The organism is Serratia sp. CY37869 (genome assembly GCF_052168895.1).
Lineage (GTDB): Bacteria > Pseudomonadota > Gammaproteobacteria > Enterobacterales > Enterobacteriaceae > Serratia > Serratia ureilytica.
Genome location: NZ_JBJNLU010000003.1, coordinates 37422 through 55706, shown reverse-complemented (window position 1 = coordinate 55706; position 18285 = coordinate 37422). Strand labels below are relative to the sequence as shown.

12 protein-coding genes are annotated in these 18285 nt (G+C 60.5%); 8 read left to right on the top strand and 4 right to left on the bottom strand.

Annotated elements, in window-relative coordinates; translation table 11 throughout:
* Window positions 1-16 precede the first annotated feature (16 nt).
* The 4 genes from ACJ8J1_RS15850 to ACJ8J1_RS15835 are packed head-to-tail and all read left to right on the top strand — an operon-like array spanning window position 17 to window position 9707.
* Complete coding sequence (locus ACJ8J1_RS15850) at window positions 17-5992, top strand: alpha-2-macroglobulin (protein WP_033644868.1); 5976 nt, start codon at window positions 17-19, stop codon at window positions 5990-5992.
* Window positions 5993-6041: 49 nt separating this feature from the next.
* On the top strand, window positions 6042-8390 hold the full coding sequence (gene pbpC / locus ACJ8J1_RS15845; RefSeq protein ID WP_033644869.1) for a penicillin-binding protein 1C: 2349 nt from the start codon (window positions 6042-6044) through the stop codon (window positions 8388-8390).
* A gap of 60 nt (window positions 8391-8450) precedes the next feature.
* Entirely contained in the window at window positions 8451-9221 is a 771-nt protein-coding gene (gene truC / locus ACJ8J1_RS15840) for a tRNA pseudouridine(65) synthase TruC (protein ID WP_033644944.1), read from the top strand.
* Between the two features lie 33 nt (window positions 9222-9254).
* Window positions 9255-9707 (top strand): flavodoxin, encoded by a 453-nt coding sequence (locus ACJ8J1_RS15835; RefSeq protein WP_033644870.1) that lies wholly within the window; start codon window positions 9255-9257, stop codon window positions 9705-9707.
* 57 nt (window positions 9708-9764) lie between these two features.
* Here ACJ8J1_RS15835 and ACJ8J1_RS15830 read toward each other — a convergent pair whose 3' ends face one another.
* From ACJ8J1_RS15830 to map, 4 genes are all read right to left on the bottom strand, one after another.
* The gene (locus ACJ8J1_RS15830; protein WP_004931929.1) at window positions 9765-10154 is read right to left on the bottom strand and encodes a DUF3461 family protein; all 390 of its coding nucleotides are present in this window, start codon (window positions 10152-10154) and stop codon (window positions 9765-9767) included.
* A 129-nt stretch (window positions 10155-10283) separates the two neighbouring features.
* A complete protein-coding gene (gene dapD / locus ACJ8J1_RS15825) occupies window positions 10284-11108 on the bottom strand; it encodes a 2,3,4,5-tetrahydropyridine-2,6-dicarboxylate N-succinyltransferase (RefSeq protein ID WP_004931932.1) in 825 nt (274 codons plus the stop codon).
* A 42-nt stretch (window positions 11109-11150) separates the two neighbouring features.
* Entirely contained in the window at window positions 11151-13814 is a 2664-nt protein-coding gene (glnD, locus tag ACJ8J1_RS15820) for a bifunctional uridylyltransferase/uridylyl-removing protein GlnD (protein ID WP_033644945.1), read from the bottom strand.
* 73 nt (window positions 13815-13887) lie between these two features.
* Complete coding sequence (map, locus tag ACJ8J1_RS15815; protein WP_028127527.1) at window positions 13888-14682, bottom strand: type I methionyl aminopeptidase; 795 nt, start codon at window positions 14680-14682, stop codon at window positions 13888-13890.
* 345 nt (window positions 14683-15027) lie between these two features.
* Here map and rpsB point away from each other — a divergent pair, with 345 nt between their 5' ends.
* From rpsB to frr, 4 genes are all read left to right on the top strand, one after another.
* Complete coding sequence (gene rpsB, locus ACJ8J1_RS15810) at window positions 15028-15753, top strand: 30S ribosomal protein S2 (RefSeq protein WP_016929891.1); 726 nt, start codon at window positions 15028-15030, stop codon at window positions 15751-15753.
* Between the two features lie 129 nt (window positions 15754-15882).
* A complete protein-coding gene (gene tsf / locus ACJ8J1_RS15805; protein WP_033644872.1) occupies window positions 15883-16734 on the top strand; it encodes a translation elongation factor Ts in 852 nt (283 codons plus the stop codon).
* 148 nt (window positions 16735-16882) lie between these two features.
* Window positions 16883-17608, top strand: coding sequence for a UMP kinase (gene pyrH / locus ACJ8J1_RS15800; RefSeq protein WP_004931940.1), 726 nt, complete (start codon window positions 16883-16885; stop codon window positions 17606-17608).
* A 119-nt stretch (window positions 17609-17727) separates the two neighbouring features.
* Window positions 17728-18285 carry a ribosome recycling factor gene (frr, locus tag ACJ8J1_RS15795; RefSeq protein WP_025160240.1) on the top strand — a complete coding sequence of 186 codons (558 nt, stop codon included), beginning with the start codon at window positions 17728-17730 and terminating at the stop codon, window positions 18283-18285.

Sequence of the window (18285 nt, the reverse complement as noted above, 5' to 3'; positions counted from 1 at the left end):
ATGAGGTGCTGCAATAATGGATTTATTAAGGTTTATCCTTCGTTTGCCTTTTACCCTGGTTAAGGGCGTTTGCCGCCTGTTGGGTGGGGTCTTGTCGCTGTTGGGGCGGTTGCTGAGACCGCTGGTCGGCAACCTCAGCTGGCGCGCGCCGGCCTGGTGGGCTGCGCTGCCGCGCGGTTTTCTGCGGCTGGAAAGCGGCGTGGATAAACATCCGAAAGCGATCGGTCTGGGCCTGCTGCTGCTGGCAGGCGCCGCGGGCGGCGCGTTTTACGGTTGGCACTGGTGGCAAAATCGGCCTCAGCCGATCGAACCGGCGCCGATGGTGGTTCAGGAGGTCAGCGCATCGCTGGCTAACCCCGCGCCGATAGATTACACCGCCGCCCGGCAAGCGCCACAAACGGTGAGCCTGGCCTTCAGCGGCTCGGTCGCGCCGATCGCCGCGGTGGGCAAAACCGTGAGCGCCGGCATCACCCTCAAACCGACGGCGGAAGGACAGTGGGCGTGGAACAATGAATCGACGCTGGTGTTCACGCCGAAAAAGCCGCTGCCGATGGGCGCGAAATATGACGTGACCCTCGAGCCCGCCGCCTTGCTGGCGCCGCAGGTCAAACTCGCCAAAACCCGCTATGCCTTCACCGTGCCTGCGTTCGACTACCGTCTGGGGCAGGCCGAGTACTACCGCGATCCGCAGAATGCGCAGAAACGCAGCGCGATTTTCAATCTGCAGTTCAACGCGCCGGTCGACGTCGCCAGCTTTGAAAAACAGATTTCGCTGGGATTGAAAGAAGGCAGCGCCACCTCCGAGAAGAAGCTGAATTTCTCTCTGGTCTATGACGAGAAAAAACTGAACGCCTGGGTGCATTCCGAGCCGCTGCAGGCGCTGGATCAGGGCGGCGCGGTACATCTGACCGTCGGCAAGGGCGTTAAATCGACGGCGGCCGGCAACGCGGTCGAAGAGGCGAAAAGCAACTGGGTCAAGGTTCCCACCCTGTACAGCCTGGCGCTGAGCGACGCCAGCGCCCAGGTGGTGGACACCGACGGCGGCAAAGGGCAGCGTGCGCTGGTGGTTGGTTTCAGCGATGCGGTGAAGGATAAAGAGCTGGCGCGGGCCGCGAAAGCTTGGCTGCTGCCGCAGCACGATCCGAGCGATGCCGAGGCCGCCAATGATGCTGAAGACTTTTACCCATGGACGGTAGACAGCGTCGGCAAGAACGTGCTGGCGCAGGCGACGCCGCTGCCGTTGACGCTTAACGAGGCGGAAGAGGCCTATCAGCCGCAGTTCAGCTTCCGTTTTGACGCCCCGGCGCACCGCTTTATGCTGCTCGAGATCGATAACCAGCTGGTCTCCGCCGGCGGTTACAAAATGCCGAAGAAGGTTTATCGGGTGGTCGACGTGCCGGAGTTCCCGAAATCGCTGCAGTTCATGTCGCAGGGCTCGCTGCTGTCGGTCAACGGCGACAAGCAGATCAGCGTGGCGGCGCGCAACGTGGCGGGCCTGCGGCTGGACATCAAGCGGGTGATCCCGAGTCAGCTGCAGCACATTGTTTCCTTCAAAAGCCGGGAATACTCGTCCACGGAATTCAACCGGCTCAACGATGAGTATTTCACCGAGCATTTCAAATACCAGACGGCGCTCAACAACGAGCGGCCGGGGGAAGTGAACTATCAGGGCATCGATCTTTCCCGCTATCTCTCCACCAACGCCAGTTCCCATCGTGGGGTGTTTCTGTTGACGCTGTCGGAATGGCAGCCGAATCGCAAACCGGCGGCGGAAGAGGCGGGCGCCGAGCAGGAGCAGGAACAGGACGAGAGCGCAGGGGAAGAGCAGCCCGACGTCGGCGATTCGCGTTTTGTGGTGGTGACCGATCTGGGCATCGTCGCCAAGAGCTCGCAGGATAAGACGCGCGACGTCTTCGTGCAGTCGATCCAAAGCGGTGCGCCGGTCAGCGGCGCCAACGTATCGGTGGTGGCCAAAAACGGCGTGACGCTGCTCAGCCAAACCACCGGCGCCGACGGCCACGTGCGTTTCCCGGCGCTGGATGTGTACACCAACGAGCGCCAGCCGGTGATGTTCCTGGTGGAGAAAGAAGGGGATGTCTCCTTCCTGCCGACCGGCAGCTCTAACGATCGCGGGCTGGATTTCTCGCGCTTCGACGTTGCCGGTGAACAAACGCCGACCGATCCGCGCACGCTCAGCAGCTACCTGTTCTCCGACCGCGGCGTGTATCGGCCGGGAGACACCTTCAATATCGGCCTGATCACTCGCGCCGCCGACTGGCGCGTTGGCCTCGCCGGTGTGCCGGTGCGCGCAGAAATTCGCGATCCGCGCGACAAGCTGATGTCCACCGTGCCGCTGACGCTGGGCGCCAGCGGTTTCAACGAACTGAGCTATACCACCGATGAAAACTCGCCCACCGGCGAGTGGAACGTTTATCTGTATCTGATCGGCAAAAACAACGACACCTCCACGCTGCTCGGCCATACCGCAGTCAATGTGAAGGAGTTCGAGCCGGATCAACTGAAAGTGAAGCTGGCGTTGACGCCGGACCGCCAGCAAGGCTGGGTCAAGCCGTCTGAGCTGAAGGCCAGCATCGATGTGCAGAACCTGTTCGGCACCCCGGCGCAAGATCGCCGTGTGACCACCAGGCTGACGCTGCGGCCAATGTATCCGAGCTTCGATCGCTTCCCGGATTATGCGTTCTACGAAAACCGACAAAACAGCGACGGGTTCGAAACCGAGCTGGAAGATCGCACCACCGATGAACACGGCGCGGCTGATATTCCGCTCGATCTGAAATCTTACGCCGACGCCACTTATCAGCTGCAGCTGTTGTCGGAGGCGTTCGTTGCCGGCGGCGGTCGCTCGGTGGCGGCTACCGCCCGTACGCTGGTTTCGCCTTACGATTACCTGATTGGGGTGAAGGCCGACGGCGATCTGGGCTACATCAATCGCGATGCGGAGCGGCATCTGAATGTGATCGCCATTGATCCGGCCTTGAAACAGATCGCCATGCCGAACCTGAAGCAGGTGCTGATCGAACAGAAATACATTTCGGTGCTGACCAAACAGGATTCGGGCGTTTACAAATATCAGTCGAAGATGAAGGAAGTGCAGCTCTCGGAACAGCCGCTGGCGCTGGGCGATCAGGGCGCGGAGCTGCGGCTGGCGACCGATAAGCCGGGCGACTTCGTGCTGGTGATCGAAGATGCGCAGGGCAAGACGCTCAACCGCGTCGCCTACAGCGTGGCCGGCAACGCCAACCTGAGTCGTTCGCTGGATCGCAACGCCGAACTGAAGCTAAAACTCAACCAGGCGGAATACCAGCCCGGTGAAGAGATCGAGGTGGCGATTAACGCGCCCTATACCGGCAGCGGCTTGATCACCATCGAGAAGGACAAGGTTTACGCCTGGCAGTGGTTCCACACCGACACCACCAGCTCGGTGCAGACGATCCGCGTGCCGGCCGGCATGGAGGGCAACGGCTACATCAACGTGCAGTTCGTGCGCGACATCAACTCCAGCGAGATCTTCATGAGCCCGCTGAGCTATGGCGTGATGCCGTTCAAGATCAGTACCAAGGCGCGCCAAAACAGCCTTGAGGTGACGGCACCGGAGGTCATCAAACCGGGTGAAAACCTGACGATGACGGTCAAGACCGATGCGCCGCAGCAGGTGGCGCTGTTCGCCGTCGATGAGGGTATTCTGCAGGTGGCGCGTTATCGCCTGAAGGATCCGCTGGAGTTCTTCTTCAGCAAGCGCGAACTGAACGTGAGCAGCTCGCAGATCCTCGATCTGATCCTGCCGGAATTCAGCAAGCTGATGGCGCTGACCGCGGCGCCGGGCGGCGATGCGGGCGAAGGGCTGGATCTCAACCTCAACCCGTTCAAGCGCAAGCGCGATAAGCCGGTGGCCTATTGGTCCGGCATTACCGAGGTCAGCGGCGAGAAACAGTTCGTCTATCCGGTGCCGGATTACTTCAACGGCAAGATCCGCGTCATGGCGATTTCGGTGACGCCGGAGAAAATCGGCAAGGCGCAAACCGCCGCTACGGTGCGCGACAGCTTCATCATGACGCCGAACGTGCCGGCGATGGTGGCGCCGGGCGATGAGTTCGACGTCAGCGTGGGCGTCAGCAACAACCTCGAAGGGCTGAACGGCCAGTCGGCAGCCATCAACGTCCTGCTGACGCCGCCGCCGCAATTGGAGGTGGTGGGCAACGCGACGCAAAGCCTGACGCTAGCGGAAAAACGCGAGGGCGTGATCGCCTTCCGTCTGCGCGCCAAAGCCGTTTTGGGCGATGCGCCGCTGGTGTTCGACGCCCGTTACGGCGACCAGGCCAGCCGTCGCACCGTCAGCACCTCGGTGCGGCCGGCGGCGCCGTACCGTACTCAATCGGTGATGGGGCGCATGAGCGGCGGCAGCCAGAACGTCGATGGCCTGCGCCAGATGTTCGACGCTTTCGCGCAGCGCCGGGCGGCAGTGTCGAATTCGCCGCTGGTGCTGACCAGCGGGTTGGCGCAATACCTGGCGGATTATCCGTATTACTGTTCCGAGCAGATCGTCAGCCGTTCCATTCCGCTGATGTTGCAGAGCCGCCATCCAGAGATGAAAGGCAGCCTGAGCCAGGCGGAAGTCAGCAAGCAGCTGCGCAACCTGCTGGGCGTGCTGCGCGCCCGTCAGAACGACAGCGGGGCGATCGGCGCCTGGCGTTCGTCGCCGGATGCCGATCCTTTCGTCACGCCTTATGTGGTGCAATATCTGCTCGAAGCCAAAGCGGCGGGTTACGCCCTGCCGGAAGGCATGCTGGACGAAGCTAACGGCGCGCTGCGCGAGCTGGCGGCCAGCGGTTTCGATGATCTGTATCTGCTGCGCCTGCGTAGTTGGGCGGTCTACCTGCTGACGCTGCAGGGCGAAGTGACCACCAACTCGCTGGCGGCCGTGCAGGATACGCTGCAAAAACGCTATGGCGAAGGGTGGAAAACCGATCTGAGCGCGCTGTATCTGGCCTCTTCCTATCGTTTGTTGAAGATGGACGACGAAGCCGCCGCGCTGTTGCAACCCAGCTGGCAGCAACTGAGCAAAGCCTATGACAGCGCCTGGTGGACGCAGAACTATTTCGATCCGCTGGTGCAGGATGCGACGCGGCTGTATTTGATTACCCGTCACTTCCCTGAGAAGGTGGCGTCGATTCCGCCGCAGGTGCTGGAGAATATGGTCAAGGCACTGAAGGAAGAGCGTTATACCACCTACTCCTCTGCAATGAGCATCCTGGCGCTGGAAAGCTATTCGGCCCAGGTGGCGGCGCAATCCGCCAATGCGGACGCGTTAGGCATCGTGCAGGTGGGCAAAAGCGGCGGCGACCCGCAGCGCATCAGTGAGCTGCAGGGGCTGTTCGTTCAGGGGCAGTTCAACGCCGATGCCACCGCCGTGCGCTTCACCAACGGCGGCAGCGCGCCGGCCTGGTATGTGGTGACGCAGGCCGGTTACGATCTGAACGCGCCGCAAAAAGCGCTGTCGCGCGGGATTGAGATCGTCCGCGAGTACACCGACGAACAGGGCAAACCGGTGACGCAGGTGACGCTGGGGCAGAAGATCAACGTCCATCTGAAGGTGCGCGCCAACTCGAAAGAGGGGCAGAGCAACCTGGCGATTGTCGATCTGCTGCCGGGCGGGTTCGAAGTGGTGCAGCAGACGCCGCCGGAACCGGCCGATGCCGGTGAGGAGAGCGACGATCGCGGCGGCTGGCAGTCGCCGCTGGCCGCCACCGGCTCCACCTGGGCGCCGGATTACAGCGACATCCGTGAAGATCGGGTGATTATCTACGGCAGCGCCGGCACCGAGGTGCAGGAGTTCGTCTATCAGATCAAGGCCACCAATACCGGCAGCTTTATTATTCCACCGGCCTACGGCGAAGCCATGTATGACCGAGAAGTGCAGGCCATGTCGGCCGGCGGCGGCAAGCTGGTGGTGGTGCCGGCGGGCAACGACTAGGCCGTATCCGGCGCCAGGCCAGCGTCTGGCGCCGGAATGCTGAGAACGTATGAAGATCCTGACCGGGCGCGTGCTGCAAAACGGCTTGATGGCGGTGTTTTTACTGGCGCTGCTGTTGACCGCAATTCGGCTGTGGCCGCATCCGCCCCTGTGGCAGGGGCTGCCGCAGTCTTCCGTTTATTACGACAGGCACGGCGCGCTGCTGCGCATTACGCTGGCCAACGACGATCGCTACCGGCTGTGGACCCCGCTGGAGCAAGTGTCGCCGCTGGCGGTGCGCGGGTTGCTGCTGCACGAAGATCGTTGGTTCTACTATAACCCCGGCTTTAACCCTGTCAGCCTGATGCGCGGTTTCTGGCGCAGCTATGTCGCCGGCGGCAAAATGCAGGGCGGTTCGACCATCAGCATGCAGCTGGCGCGGATGCGCTGGCATCTCAATACCCGTACGCCGGGCGGCAAGGTGTTGCAGGTGCTGCGTGCGGTGCAGCTGGAACTGAGCTACTCCAAGCGCGATATCCTGGAAGCCTATTTGAATTACGCGCCCTACGGCCGCAACATTGAAAGCATCGGCGCCGCCAGCCTGATCTATTTCGCCAAGCCGCCGCGGGAGTTGACTCTGCCGGAGGCGCTGACGCTGGCGGTCTTGCCGCAGTCACCCAGCTACCGTCTGGAGCCGAAAACCGGCGTGCTCGGCGCGGCGTTGACGCAGGCGCGCAATCGTCTGTTCCAGCGTTGGCAGCGGGTTTACCCCACCGACGCCAGCCAGCAAACGCTGTTCCGCCTGCCGTTGGCGCTGCGGCAGCCTGAACAAGTGCCTTATATCGCACCGCACTTTATCGAACAGCTGCGCCTGCAGACGCAGCAACTGGTGCAGCGCGATACCCGCGTAGACACGACGCTGGACGCCGGGCTGCAGCGGCTGGTCGAACGGCAGGTCAACGCTTTTATCGCCCGCAACCGCAGCCGCGGCATCCAAAACGCCGCGGTGCTGCTGGTGGACAGCCGCGATATGGGGGTGCGCGCGCTGGTGGGCTCGGCGGACTATTACAATCGTCCGATCCAGGGGCAGGTGAACGGCACCAACGCCAAGCGTTCGCCGGGATCGACGCTGAAGCCGTTCATCTACGCGCTGGGCATGGAGCAGGGCGTGCTGCATCCGATGACCATTCTGAAAGACGTGCCTTCGTCGTTCGGCGCCTATGCGCCGGAAAATTTCGACCGGCGTTTTCTCGGCCCGGTGACCGCCACCGACGCGCTGAATTTCAGCCGTAACATCCCGGCGGTCTATGTCGCCTCACAGCTGCGTCAGCCGACCTTTTATCAGTTTTTGCGCCTGACCGGCGTCGCCAATATGGCCAATGAGAGCCACTACGGACTGTCGCTGGTGCTGGGCGGCGGCGAGGTGACGGCGCAGGAGCTGGCGAAGCTGTACGCGTTGCTGGCGAACCGCGGCGAGCTGCGGCCGCTGCGATTGCGGCTGAACGAGGGTGAACCGAGGCCGGTGCGGCTGTTGAGCGAGGAGGCCAGTTTCATCACGCTGGATATGCTGCGCCAGCACCGGCGGCCGGGCGATACGCTGGCGCAGCGTTCTTCGTCGCTGCCGGTGTACTGGAAGACCGGGACCTCATGGGGCTTTCGCGACGCCTGGAGCGTCGGGATTTTCGGCCCTTACGTGCTGGTGGTGTGGGAAGGCAACTTCGATGGGCGCGGCAACAATGCGTTGGTCGGCGCCGAGGCGGCCGCGCCGCTGTTTTTCAATATCATCGACAGCGTCAACGCCAGCTATCCCGCCCTGCGGGAACCGAAACATCCGTTCCCCAAGCGGCTGCGGCGGGTAGACATCTGTCTCGCCAGCGGCGATCTGCCGACGCCGTGGTGCCAGCAAAAGGGCAAGACCTGGTTCATTCCCGGCAAGTCGCCGATCAAGGTAGACAGCGTCTACCGGCCGGTGGTGCTGGATATTCACAGCGGCGAGGTTGTTTGCCCGCCGTATGACGCGGCGCAGACCCGCACCGAAATTTTTGAATTCTGGCCTTCCGATTTGGCCAACGTGTTCGCCCAGGCCGGGCTGCCGAAGCGGGCGCCGCCGGTCAATCGCTGCAAGGACAACGGCATCGCCGTCGGCGGCAACGCGCCGCGCATCACCTCGCCGTTGAAAAACACCACTTATACCCTGCGCCAGTCGCAACAGGGACGGGACAAAATCGCCTTCAATGCGGTGACGGACGCCGACAGCAAGACGGTGTACTGGTTCGTCGACGATATCTATCTCGGCAGCAGCGCCAGTAAAAAACCGATCGACTGGCGGCCGATCAACAACGGGCGCTACCGCATTCGGGCGGTGGACGATCGCGGCCGCGCCGATACGCGCCTGGTGACCATCGAATGGGTGAACTAGCGTTGCGTCTCATGCCTGTTATACTCGCGCCCGAAACGGCTATTGACCTGGGAATGCGATGTGATTGAGATTTTGTATCAGGATGAACACCTGGTGGCGGTGAACAAACCGTCGGGCTGGTTGGTGCACCGCAGTTGGCTGGACCGTCATGAAACTCGCTTTATGATGCAGACGGTGCGCGATCAGCTCGGGAAGCACGTCTTTACCGTGCACCGTCTCGATCGTCCGACGTCCGGCGTGCTGCTGATGGCGCTCTCCAGCGAGGTGGCGCGCCTGCTGTCGCAGCAGTTCGAGCAGCATCAGGTGCAGAAAACCTACCATGCGGTGGTGCGCGGTTACGTGCAGGAGGAGGCGACCCTCGACTACCCGCTGACGGCGGAGCTGGATAAAATCGCCGATAAACATGCCGATGCCGACAAGGGGCCGCAGCCGGCCGTGACGCACTACCGGCCGTTGGCGCAGGTAGAGATGCCGGTGGCCGTCGGCCGCTACGACAGCGCGCGTTACAGTCTGGTGGAACTGCAGCCGGAAACCGGCCGCAAACATCAGCTGCGGCGCCATATGGCGCACCTGCGCCACCCGATCATCGGCGACAGCAAGCACGGCGATCTGCGGCAGAATCGCGGGATGGCGCAGCATTTCGGTTGCCCGCGCCTGATGCTGCACGCCAGCCATCTGCAGCTGACGCACCCGGTGACCGGCGAGCCGCTGCAGGTAACGGCGCGCTGGGACGAGGCCTGGCAAGGGGTGATGGCGCAGTTCGGCTGGGCGGGGGTATTCCCTGAACTTGCCGGGGTTGAGTTTAACGCGGCTAACGGTCAGGATAGCTGACAATTTTTAAAGGTAATGAAGGGAGTAGGAGCCATGGCTCAGGTTGGTATCTTCGTGGGAACGGTCTACGGCAATTCGCTGCTGGTGGCGGAAGAGGCGCAAAACATCCTCAGCGAGCAGGGCCATGAGGTCAAACTGTTCGAAGAGGGCACGCTGGAGGCCTGGCAGTTTTATCGTCAGCACTACGCGCTGGTGATCACCTCCACTACCGGGCAGGGCGATCTGCCGGACAGCATCGCGCCGCTGTTCCACGCTATCCGCGATCAGGTTGGCTATCAGCCGGAGCTGCGCTATGGGCTGATCGCCCTCGGTGACAGCAGCTATGACCACTTCTGCGGCGCCGGGCGCACGTTCGATGCGCTGCTGCAGGAACAGGGCGCCACCCGCGTTGGCGAAGTGCTGGAAATCGATGCGATGGAACAGCCGGAGCCGGAAGTGGCCGCCTGCCCGTGGGTCGAGCAGTGGGGCACGCTGCTGCAGTCATAACGTAAAAAGGCGCCGCAAAAGGGCGCCTTAACGATGATGCGGGTCAACCGATCCGCATTATTTGCCGCGGGTGAGTTTTTCCAGATCGGCTTCGATCTCGGCAATCTTGTGCGACACCACGCCTTCGAGATGGCGCAGGTCGTCGAGGATTTTACGCTTCAGATCCACTTCCACCTGATCGCGCTGGCACAGCTGATCCAGCTCGTCGATCACGTAACGCAGGTTCGGGTTGATCTCGTGAATTTCCTTGTAGCCCTGGCCGGCGTTGTCCGCCACCACGGTTTTACGCTGGCGCGGATACTTGAACTTCACGCTCTTGGCGAAGAACTCGCCCTTGTCCTTGCGGAAATAGATCTTGAGGATGTCGTTGTTGGCCTCTTGTCGCAGGCTATAGCGATCGACGTCTTCCGGTTGATTGATGCCCAAACTCTTCAAGTTATCGTACATACTGCGCCCTCTTTAGATGTGATCGTTATATTCCACGACTGCGATTATGGCGGAAAGCGAGATCTGCGACTGTGACTGCCAGCGAAACGCAGACAAAAAAATAGCGGGTGAATCACCCGCTATTTCAATTTAGTCGATAGTACGCAATAACTCATTAATGCCGACTTTACCGCGCGTTTTGGCGTCGACTTTCTTGACGATCACCGCGCAGTACAGGCTGTAAGAACCGTCTTTCGACGGCAGGTTGCCGGAAACCACCACCGAGCCCGCCGGCACGCGGCCGTAATGGATTTCGCCGGTCTCGCGGTCATAGATGCGGGTGCTCTGGCCGAGGTAGACGCCCATCGAAATCACCGAGCCTTCTTCCACGATCACGCCTTCCACCACTTCGGAACGCGCGCCGATGAAGCAGTTGTCTTCGATGATGGTCGGGTTGGCCTGTAGCGGCTCGAGCACGCCGCCGATGCCGACGCCGCCGGACAGGTGAACGTTTTTGCCGATCTGCGCGCAAGAACCGACGGTGGCCCAGGTGTCGACCATGGTGCCTTCGTCGACGTAGGCGCCGATGTTAACGTAAGACGGCATCAGCACGGTGTTGCGAGCGATGAACGCGCCCTGGCGCACGGTGGCCGGCGGCACGACGCGGAAGCCTTCCTTCTGGAAGCGCGCTTCGTCGTAGTCGGCGAATTTCATCGGCACTTTGTCGTAGTAGCGGGTTTCCGCGCCGTCCATCACCTTGTTGTCGTTGATGCGGAAAGAGAGCAGCACGGCTTTCTTCAGCCACTGGTGGGTGACCCATTGACCGTCGATCTTCTCGGCGACGCGCAGGGCGCCGCTGTCCAGCAGGCCGATCACCTGGTTTACCGCTTCGCGCGTTACGGTGTCTACGTTCGCCGGGGTGATGTCCGCACGGCGTTCGAAGGCGCTTTCAATAACGTTCTGTAATTGCTGCATGCTGTTCTCTTTCCTGATGTTGTCGGTAAAAAGTTACTTGTATCACATTTTATCGTTTGGGGTGAGGGCCTCTGTCAACCGTTGCTCCAACTTTCTGCGCGTTTCTTGGTCGAGCGCGCGCCGCTCGCCGTCGGCCAGGATAAACAAATCCTCGACCCGCTCGCCGATGGTGGAAATGCGCGCGCCGTGCAGCGACAGCCCCAGATCGGCGAACACTTCGCCCACCCGCGCCAGCAGGCCGGGTTGGTCGAGCGCGGTCAGCTCCAGGTAGCTGCGGCGATCGGTGTGGGTCGGCAGGAAAGTGACCTCGGTCGGCACGCTGAAGTGGCGCAGCTTGGAAGAGGGGCGGCGCACGCGCGGCGGCTGGTACTCCCGCTGGGTGATGGCCTGCAGCAGCGCCTGGCGGATCGCCGCGTGGCGATCCTGCGCCAGCGGGCTGCCGTCCGGCTCCAGCACGATAAAGGTGTCCATCGCCATACCGTCGCGGTTGGTGAAGATCTGGGCGTCGTGCACGCTCAGGTTGCGGCGATCCATCTCCCCGGCGACGGCGGCGAACAGATAAGGACGATCCGGGCTCCAGATGAAGATCTCGGTGCCGCCGCGCGTCGCCTGGCGGCTGACCAGCACCAGCGGCTGGGTGGAATCGTGGGCCAGCAGATGGCGGGCGTGCCAGGCCAGCTGATTCGGCGAGTGGCGCAGGAAATAGTCGGCGCGGCAGCGGCTCCAGATGCGGTGCAGCGCCTCTTCGTCGATGTTGTCCATGCGCAGCAGCGCCAACGCCTGCAGCCGGTGGTGGCGCACGCGTTCGCGCAGATCCGGGCTGTTTTGCATGCCGCGGCGCAGCTGTTTCTCGGTGGCGAAATACAGCTCGCGCAACAGGCTCTGCTTCCAGCTGTTCCACAGGGTTTCGTTGGTGGCGCAGATATCCGCCACCGTCAGGCATACCAGGTAGCGCAGGCGAGTTTCGCTCTGCACTTCGCTGCTGAACTGCTGGATCACCGTCGGATCCTGGATATCGCGGCGCTGCGCGGTGACCGACATCAGCAGGTGGCAGCGCACCAGCCAGGCCACCAGTTGGGTTTCTCGCGAGTTGAGGCCGTGCAGCTCGGCGAACTCCACCACGTCCTCCGCGCCGAGGATCGAGTGATCGCCGCCGCGCCCTTTGGCGATATCGTGGAACAAGGCCGCCAGCAGCAGCAGTTCCGGGTGCGGCAGGCGCGGATACAGCTCCACGCACAGCGGATGGCGCGGCCGGGTTTGCGGATCGGCGAAGCTCTCCAGCTTCTGCAGCACCCGGATAGTGTGTTCGTCGACGGTATAGGCGTGGAACAGATCGAACTGCATCTGCCCGACGATCTTGCCCCACTGCGGCATATAGGCCCACAGCACGCTGTGACGGTGCATCGGCACCAGCGCGCGCGACACCGCGCCGGGATGGCGCAGGATGGCCATGAACAGATCGCGCGCTTCCGGGATGGTGCACAGCGGCTGTTTCAGGTGGCGGCGCGCGTGGCGCAGCTGGCGCACGGTGGTGGAGTAAATGCCTTTGATCTCGCGGTTGCGCACCATCAGGTAGAACATGCGCATGATGGCTTGCGGCTCGCGGATGAACAGCGTTTCGTCACGCAGATCGATCAGATCGCCGCGCAGTTGGAAATCGCCGTTCAGCGGACGCGGTTTTTCGGTGGCGTCCAGCGCCAGGATGGCCTCGTCGAACAGCTGCAGCAGCATGTGGTTCAGCTCGCTGACGCGCCGCGTCATGCGGTAGAAGTCTTTCATCATGCGCTCGACCGGCTCGTTGCCTTCGCCTTCATAGCGCAGCAGCTGCGCGACGCTGAGCTGGCGATCGAACAGCAGACGGTTGTCGTAACGCGGCAGCACCAGGTGCAGCGCAAAGCGGATGCGCCACAGGAAGCTCTGGCATTCGTTCAGCTCGTTGCGTTCGGCCTGGGTGAGAAAGCCGAAGCCGACCATTTCGTCCAGCGAGGTGGCGCCGAAGTGGCGGCGCGCCACCCACAGCAGCGTGTGGATGTCGCGCAGGCCGCCGGGGCTGCTTTTGATATCCGGCTCCAGGTTATAGCTGGTGCCGTGGTAGCGCTGATGACGTTCTTGCTGCTCGTTGATCTTGGCGTGGAAAAACTGCGGCGAAGGCCAAAAGCCGTCGCTGAAGATATGTTTTTGCATCTGCAGGAACAGCGCGACGTCGCCGCAGATCATGCGCGATTCGATCAGGTTGGTGGCCACGGTCAGATCCGCCAGCCCTTCCAGCAGACACTCTTCCAGGGTGCGCACGCTGTGGCCCACTTCCAGCTTGAGATCCCACAGCAGGGTGATGAATTCGCCGACCCGCTGCGACTGTTGCTCTGTCAGCCGGCGCTGGCTGAGCACCAGCACGTCGATATCCGACAGCGGGTGCAGCTCGCCGCGGCCGTAGCCGCCGACCGCCACCAGCGCGGTTTCCGGGATATCTTCAAAGCCGTAGAACGTCCACAGCCGGCGCAGCAGGCGATCGATGAAGTCGCTGCGCGCCGCCACCAGGCTTTCTGCACTGGAGCCGGCGTCGAACGCCGCCGCCAGCCACAGCTGAAACTGTTCCAGCCGCTGTTTCAGCACCGGGCAGGTGAGCTCGTCGTCGCCGTAGGCGCTGGGGGAGGCGGGCGGCATCGGCACGGCCGGGGCCGCCTGTTGAAGAAGATTGTCAGACATAGTGCGCAGCCCATAAAAAAGGCCGGCATAAGCCGGCCTGGTGATATTCTGCACGCGGCGTTCGCCGCGGTGCTTACATCTCGTGCGTAATGATGTTGGGGATGGTGTCATCCTTGCGCAACGTCATTATCTCGCAGCCGTTATCAGTCACCACAATAGTATGCTCATACTGCGCCGACAAGCTGCGATCTTTGGTTTTTACCGTCCAGCCGTCTTTCATGGTGCGGATGCGGTAGTCGCCGGCGTTGACCATCGGTTCGATGGTGAAGGCCATGCCCGGCTGCAGCACCACGCCGCCGTCGTCCGCGTCATAGTGCAGCACCTGCGGCTCTTCGTGGAACACTTCGCCGATGCCGTGGCCGCAGTACTCGCGCACCACGGAGAACTTCTCGGCTTCGACGAATTGCTGGATAGCCTTGCCCAGGGTGCGCAGACGGATGCCCGGTTTGACCATCTTCAGCGCCAGATACAGGCTTTCCTGAGTAACGCGGCACAGGCGCTCGCCCAGAATGGTCGGTTTGCCGACGATGAACATCTTCGAGGTGTCGCCGTGGAAACCGTCTTTAATCACGGTCACGTCGATGTTGACGATGTCGCCGTCTTTCAGCGTTTTGTCGTCGCTCGGGATGCCGTGGCACACCACTTCGTTCACCGAAATGCACACGGATTTCGGGAAGCCGTGATAGCCGAGGCAGGCGGAAATGGCCTGCTGCTCGTTGGTGATGTACTCGTGACAGATACGGTCCAGCTCGCCGGTGGTCACGCCAGGTTTGACGTGCGGCTCGATGATCTCCAGCACTTCGGCGGCCAGGCGGCCGGCCACGCGCATTTTTTGGATGTCATCAGGTGTTTTAATTGAGATTGCCATGAAATTCGTCCGCAGGTGTCGTTATCGTCGACAATAAGAAGCAGTGACTTATGGTATCAGCCCGGCCGGGGGCTGCCAAATTTCATTTCCTGACGCCCGGCGAAACGCAACAAAAGTTGGTGTCGGCGGCGGGTTTATGGTATAAAGCGCGCCGGCGATCCGTGTCTTGGTTCTTGTGACCTGGCGGGAATGAGCCGAAAATACTTTAACTGCACTCATTTTGTGTAAATAACACACACGTATCGGCACATCCGCCGGGGTGCCCTGAGGTGACTTGTCGCCGCCAGGGTCGGCGTTATGGGATACGTGGAGGCATAACCCCAATTAATCTATAGAGGTTTAATCATGGCAACTGTTTCCATGCGCGACATGCTCAAGGCTGGTGTTCACTTTGGTCACCAGACCCGTTACTGGAACCCGAAAATGAAGCCTTTCATCTTCGGCGCTCGTAACAAGGTTCACATCATCAACCTGGAGCAGACTGTACCAATGTTCAACGCCGCTCTGGCTGAACTGAGCAAGATCTCTTCCCGTAAAGGCAAGATCCTGTTCGTTGGTACCAAACGCGCAGCAAGCGAAGCGGTAAAAGACGCTGCGAACAGCTGTGACCAGTTCTTCGTGAACCACCGCTGGTTGGGTGGCATGCTGACTAACTGGAAAACCGTTCGTCAGTCCATCAAGCGTTTGAAAGATCTGGAAATCCAGTCTCAAGACGGCACCCTGGACAAGCTGACCAAGAAAGAAGCGCTGATGCGCACTCGTGAACTGGCCAAGCTGGAAAACTCCCTGGGCGGTATCAAAGATATGGGCGGTCTGCCAGACGCACTGTTCGTTATCGATGCCGATCACGAGCACATCGCGATCAAAGAAGCCAACAACCTGGGTATCCCGGTATTCTCTATCGTTGATACCAACTCCAACCCAGACGGCGTTGACTTCATCATCCCTGGTAACGACGACGCAATCCGTGCAGTAAACCTGTACCTGACTGCTGTTGCTGCCGCTGTGCGTGAAGGTCGTTCTCAAGATCTGGCCGTTCAGGCGGAAGAAGGCTTCGTAGAAGCTGAATAATAAGGCAAGCTCGTCACTGAGCCCTTATTAACCAGGTATTGACATATGTTGGTTAGGGGGGCCTGTAAAGGCCCCCTTTGCTTATCTGAATGAGAACTGTCTCCACGCGAGATAACCGAGGAAAAATAAATGGCTGATATTACCGCTGCCCTGGTAAAAGAACTGCGCGAGCGTACCGGCGCTGGCATGATGGATTGCAAGAAGGCGCTGGTTGAATCCAACGGCGACATCGAACTGGCAATCGAAAACATGCGTAAGTCCGGTGCGATCAAAGCCGCTAAAAAAGCAGGCAACGTAGCTGCTGACGGCGTGATCAAAACCAAGATCGAAGGCAACTACGGCATCATTCTGGAAGTTAACTGCCAGACTGACTTCGTTGCGAAAGACGCCGGTTTCCAGGCGTTCGCCGACAAAGTGCTGGATGCCGCTATGGCCGGCAAAATCACTGACGTTGACGTGCTGAAAGCACAGTTCGAAGAAGAGCGCGTAGCGCTGGTGGCAAAAATCGGCGAAAACATCAACATTCGTCGCGTTGCTTCCCTGGAAGGCGACGTGCTGGGCAGCTACCTGCACGGCGCGCGCATCGGCGTTCTGGTTGCGGCTAAAGGCGCTGACGAAGAGCTGGTTAAGCAAATCGCAATGCACATTGCGGCGAGCAAGCCAGAGTTCGTGAAGCCAGAAGACGTGTCTGCTGAAGTGGTAGAAAAAGAGTACCAGGTTCAGCTGGACATCGCCATGCAGTCCGGCAAGCCGAAAGAAATCGCAGAGAAAATGGTTGAAGGCCGCATGAAGAAATTCACCGGCGAAGTTTCTCTGACCGGTCAGCCTTTCGTTATGGATCCGAGCAAATCCGTTGCTCAGGTGCTGAAAGAGCACAACGCTGACGTGACCAACTTCATTCGCTTCGAAGTGGGCGAAGGCATCGAGAAAGTCGAAACCGACTTCGCTGCTGAAGTTGCCGCGATGAGCAAACAGTCTTAATGACTGTCGATGGAACCGCCGTCTGGCGGTTCCATACTATCCAGCCAGAATTACACCGGTGGCAGGCCCTGCAGCGTGATGCTCACCTCAGGCGCGTTTCATCGGCTGAAATCCCCAATACTAATACTGCTTCTTAGGACAGAACACCATGGCAACCAATGCAAAACCCGTATATCAGCGTATTCTGCTTAAACTGAGTGGCGAAGCCCTGCAAGGTGCAGAAGGTTTTGGTATCGACGCCAGCGTTTTGGATCGCATGGCTCAGGAAGTGAAAGAGCTGGTCGAACTGGGAATTCAGGTCGGTGTAGTTATTGGCGGCGGGAACTTGTTCCGCGGCGCGGGGCTGGCGCAAGCTGGCATGAACCGCGTAGTGGGCGACCACATGGGAATGCTGGCTACCGTGATGAACGGCCTGGCTATGCGTGATGCACTGCACCGTGCCTATGTGAACGCCCGCCTGATGTCAGCGATCCCGCTGAACGGCGTATGTGATAATTACAGCTGGGCAGAGGCTATCAGCCTGCTGCGCAACAACCGCGTGGTGATCTTCTCCGCCGGTACCGGCAACCCGTTCTTTACCACCGATTCCGCTGCCTGCCTGCGCGGCATCGAGATCGAAGCGGACGTGGTGCTGAAAGCCACCAAAGTGGATGGCGTATACTCCGCCGATCCGGTGAAAAACCCGGATGCGACGCTGTATGAACAATTAACCTATCAGGACGTGCTGGAGCGCGAGCTGAAAGTGATGGATCTGGCGGCGTTTACGCTGGCCCGCGATCACGGTCTGCCGATCCGCGTGTTCAACATGAACAAGCCTGGTGCGCTGCGCCGCGTGGTGATGGGTGAGAACGAAGGTACGTTGATCAGCAAATAAGACTGTTCACACCTCTTTTTCGGAGCGCGTGACGCCAGGCGCCGCGCGCTCTTCGAGTACGATTACGGGCTATACTTGAGTATCGCCTGCCAAGTAACCAGCTTCCAAGGGTTTGCAACGTGACTAATGAAATCAGAAAAGATGCTGATTCACGCATGGAAAAAAGCGTAGAAGCATTCAAAAACCAAATCAGCAAGATCCGTACCGGCCGCGCTTCCCCAAGCATTCTGGACGGCATCATGGTGGAATACTACGGCGCCGCTACGCCGCTGCGTCAGCTGGCCAACGTGACCGTGGAAGACTCCCGCACGCTGAAAATCAACGTATTCGACCGCAGCCTGAGCCAAGCCGTTGAGAAAGCGATCATGAGCTCCGATCTGGGCCTCAACCCGTCTTCCGCCGGTTCTGACATTCGCGTTCCGCTGCCTCCGCTGACTGAAGAACGTCGTAAGGATCTGATCAAGATCGTGCGCGGCGAAGCCGAGCAGGGCCGCGTAGCGGTGCGTAACGTGCGTCGCGACGCCAACGACAAGGTCAAGGCGCTGCTGAAAGATAAAGAGATCAGCGAAGACGAAGAGCGTCGTTCACAAGACGAGATTCAGAAAATGACCGACGCTTACATCAAGCTGGTCGACGCCGCGCTGGCGGAGAAAGAAAAAGAGCTGATGGAATTCTAA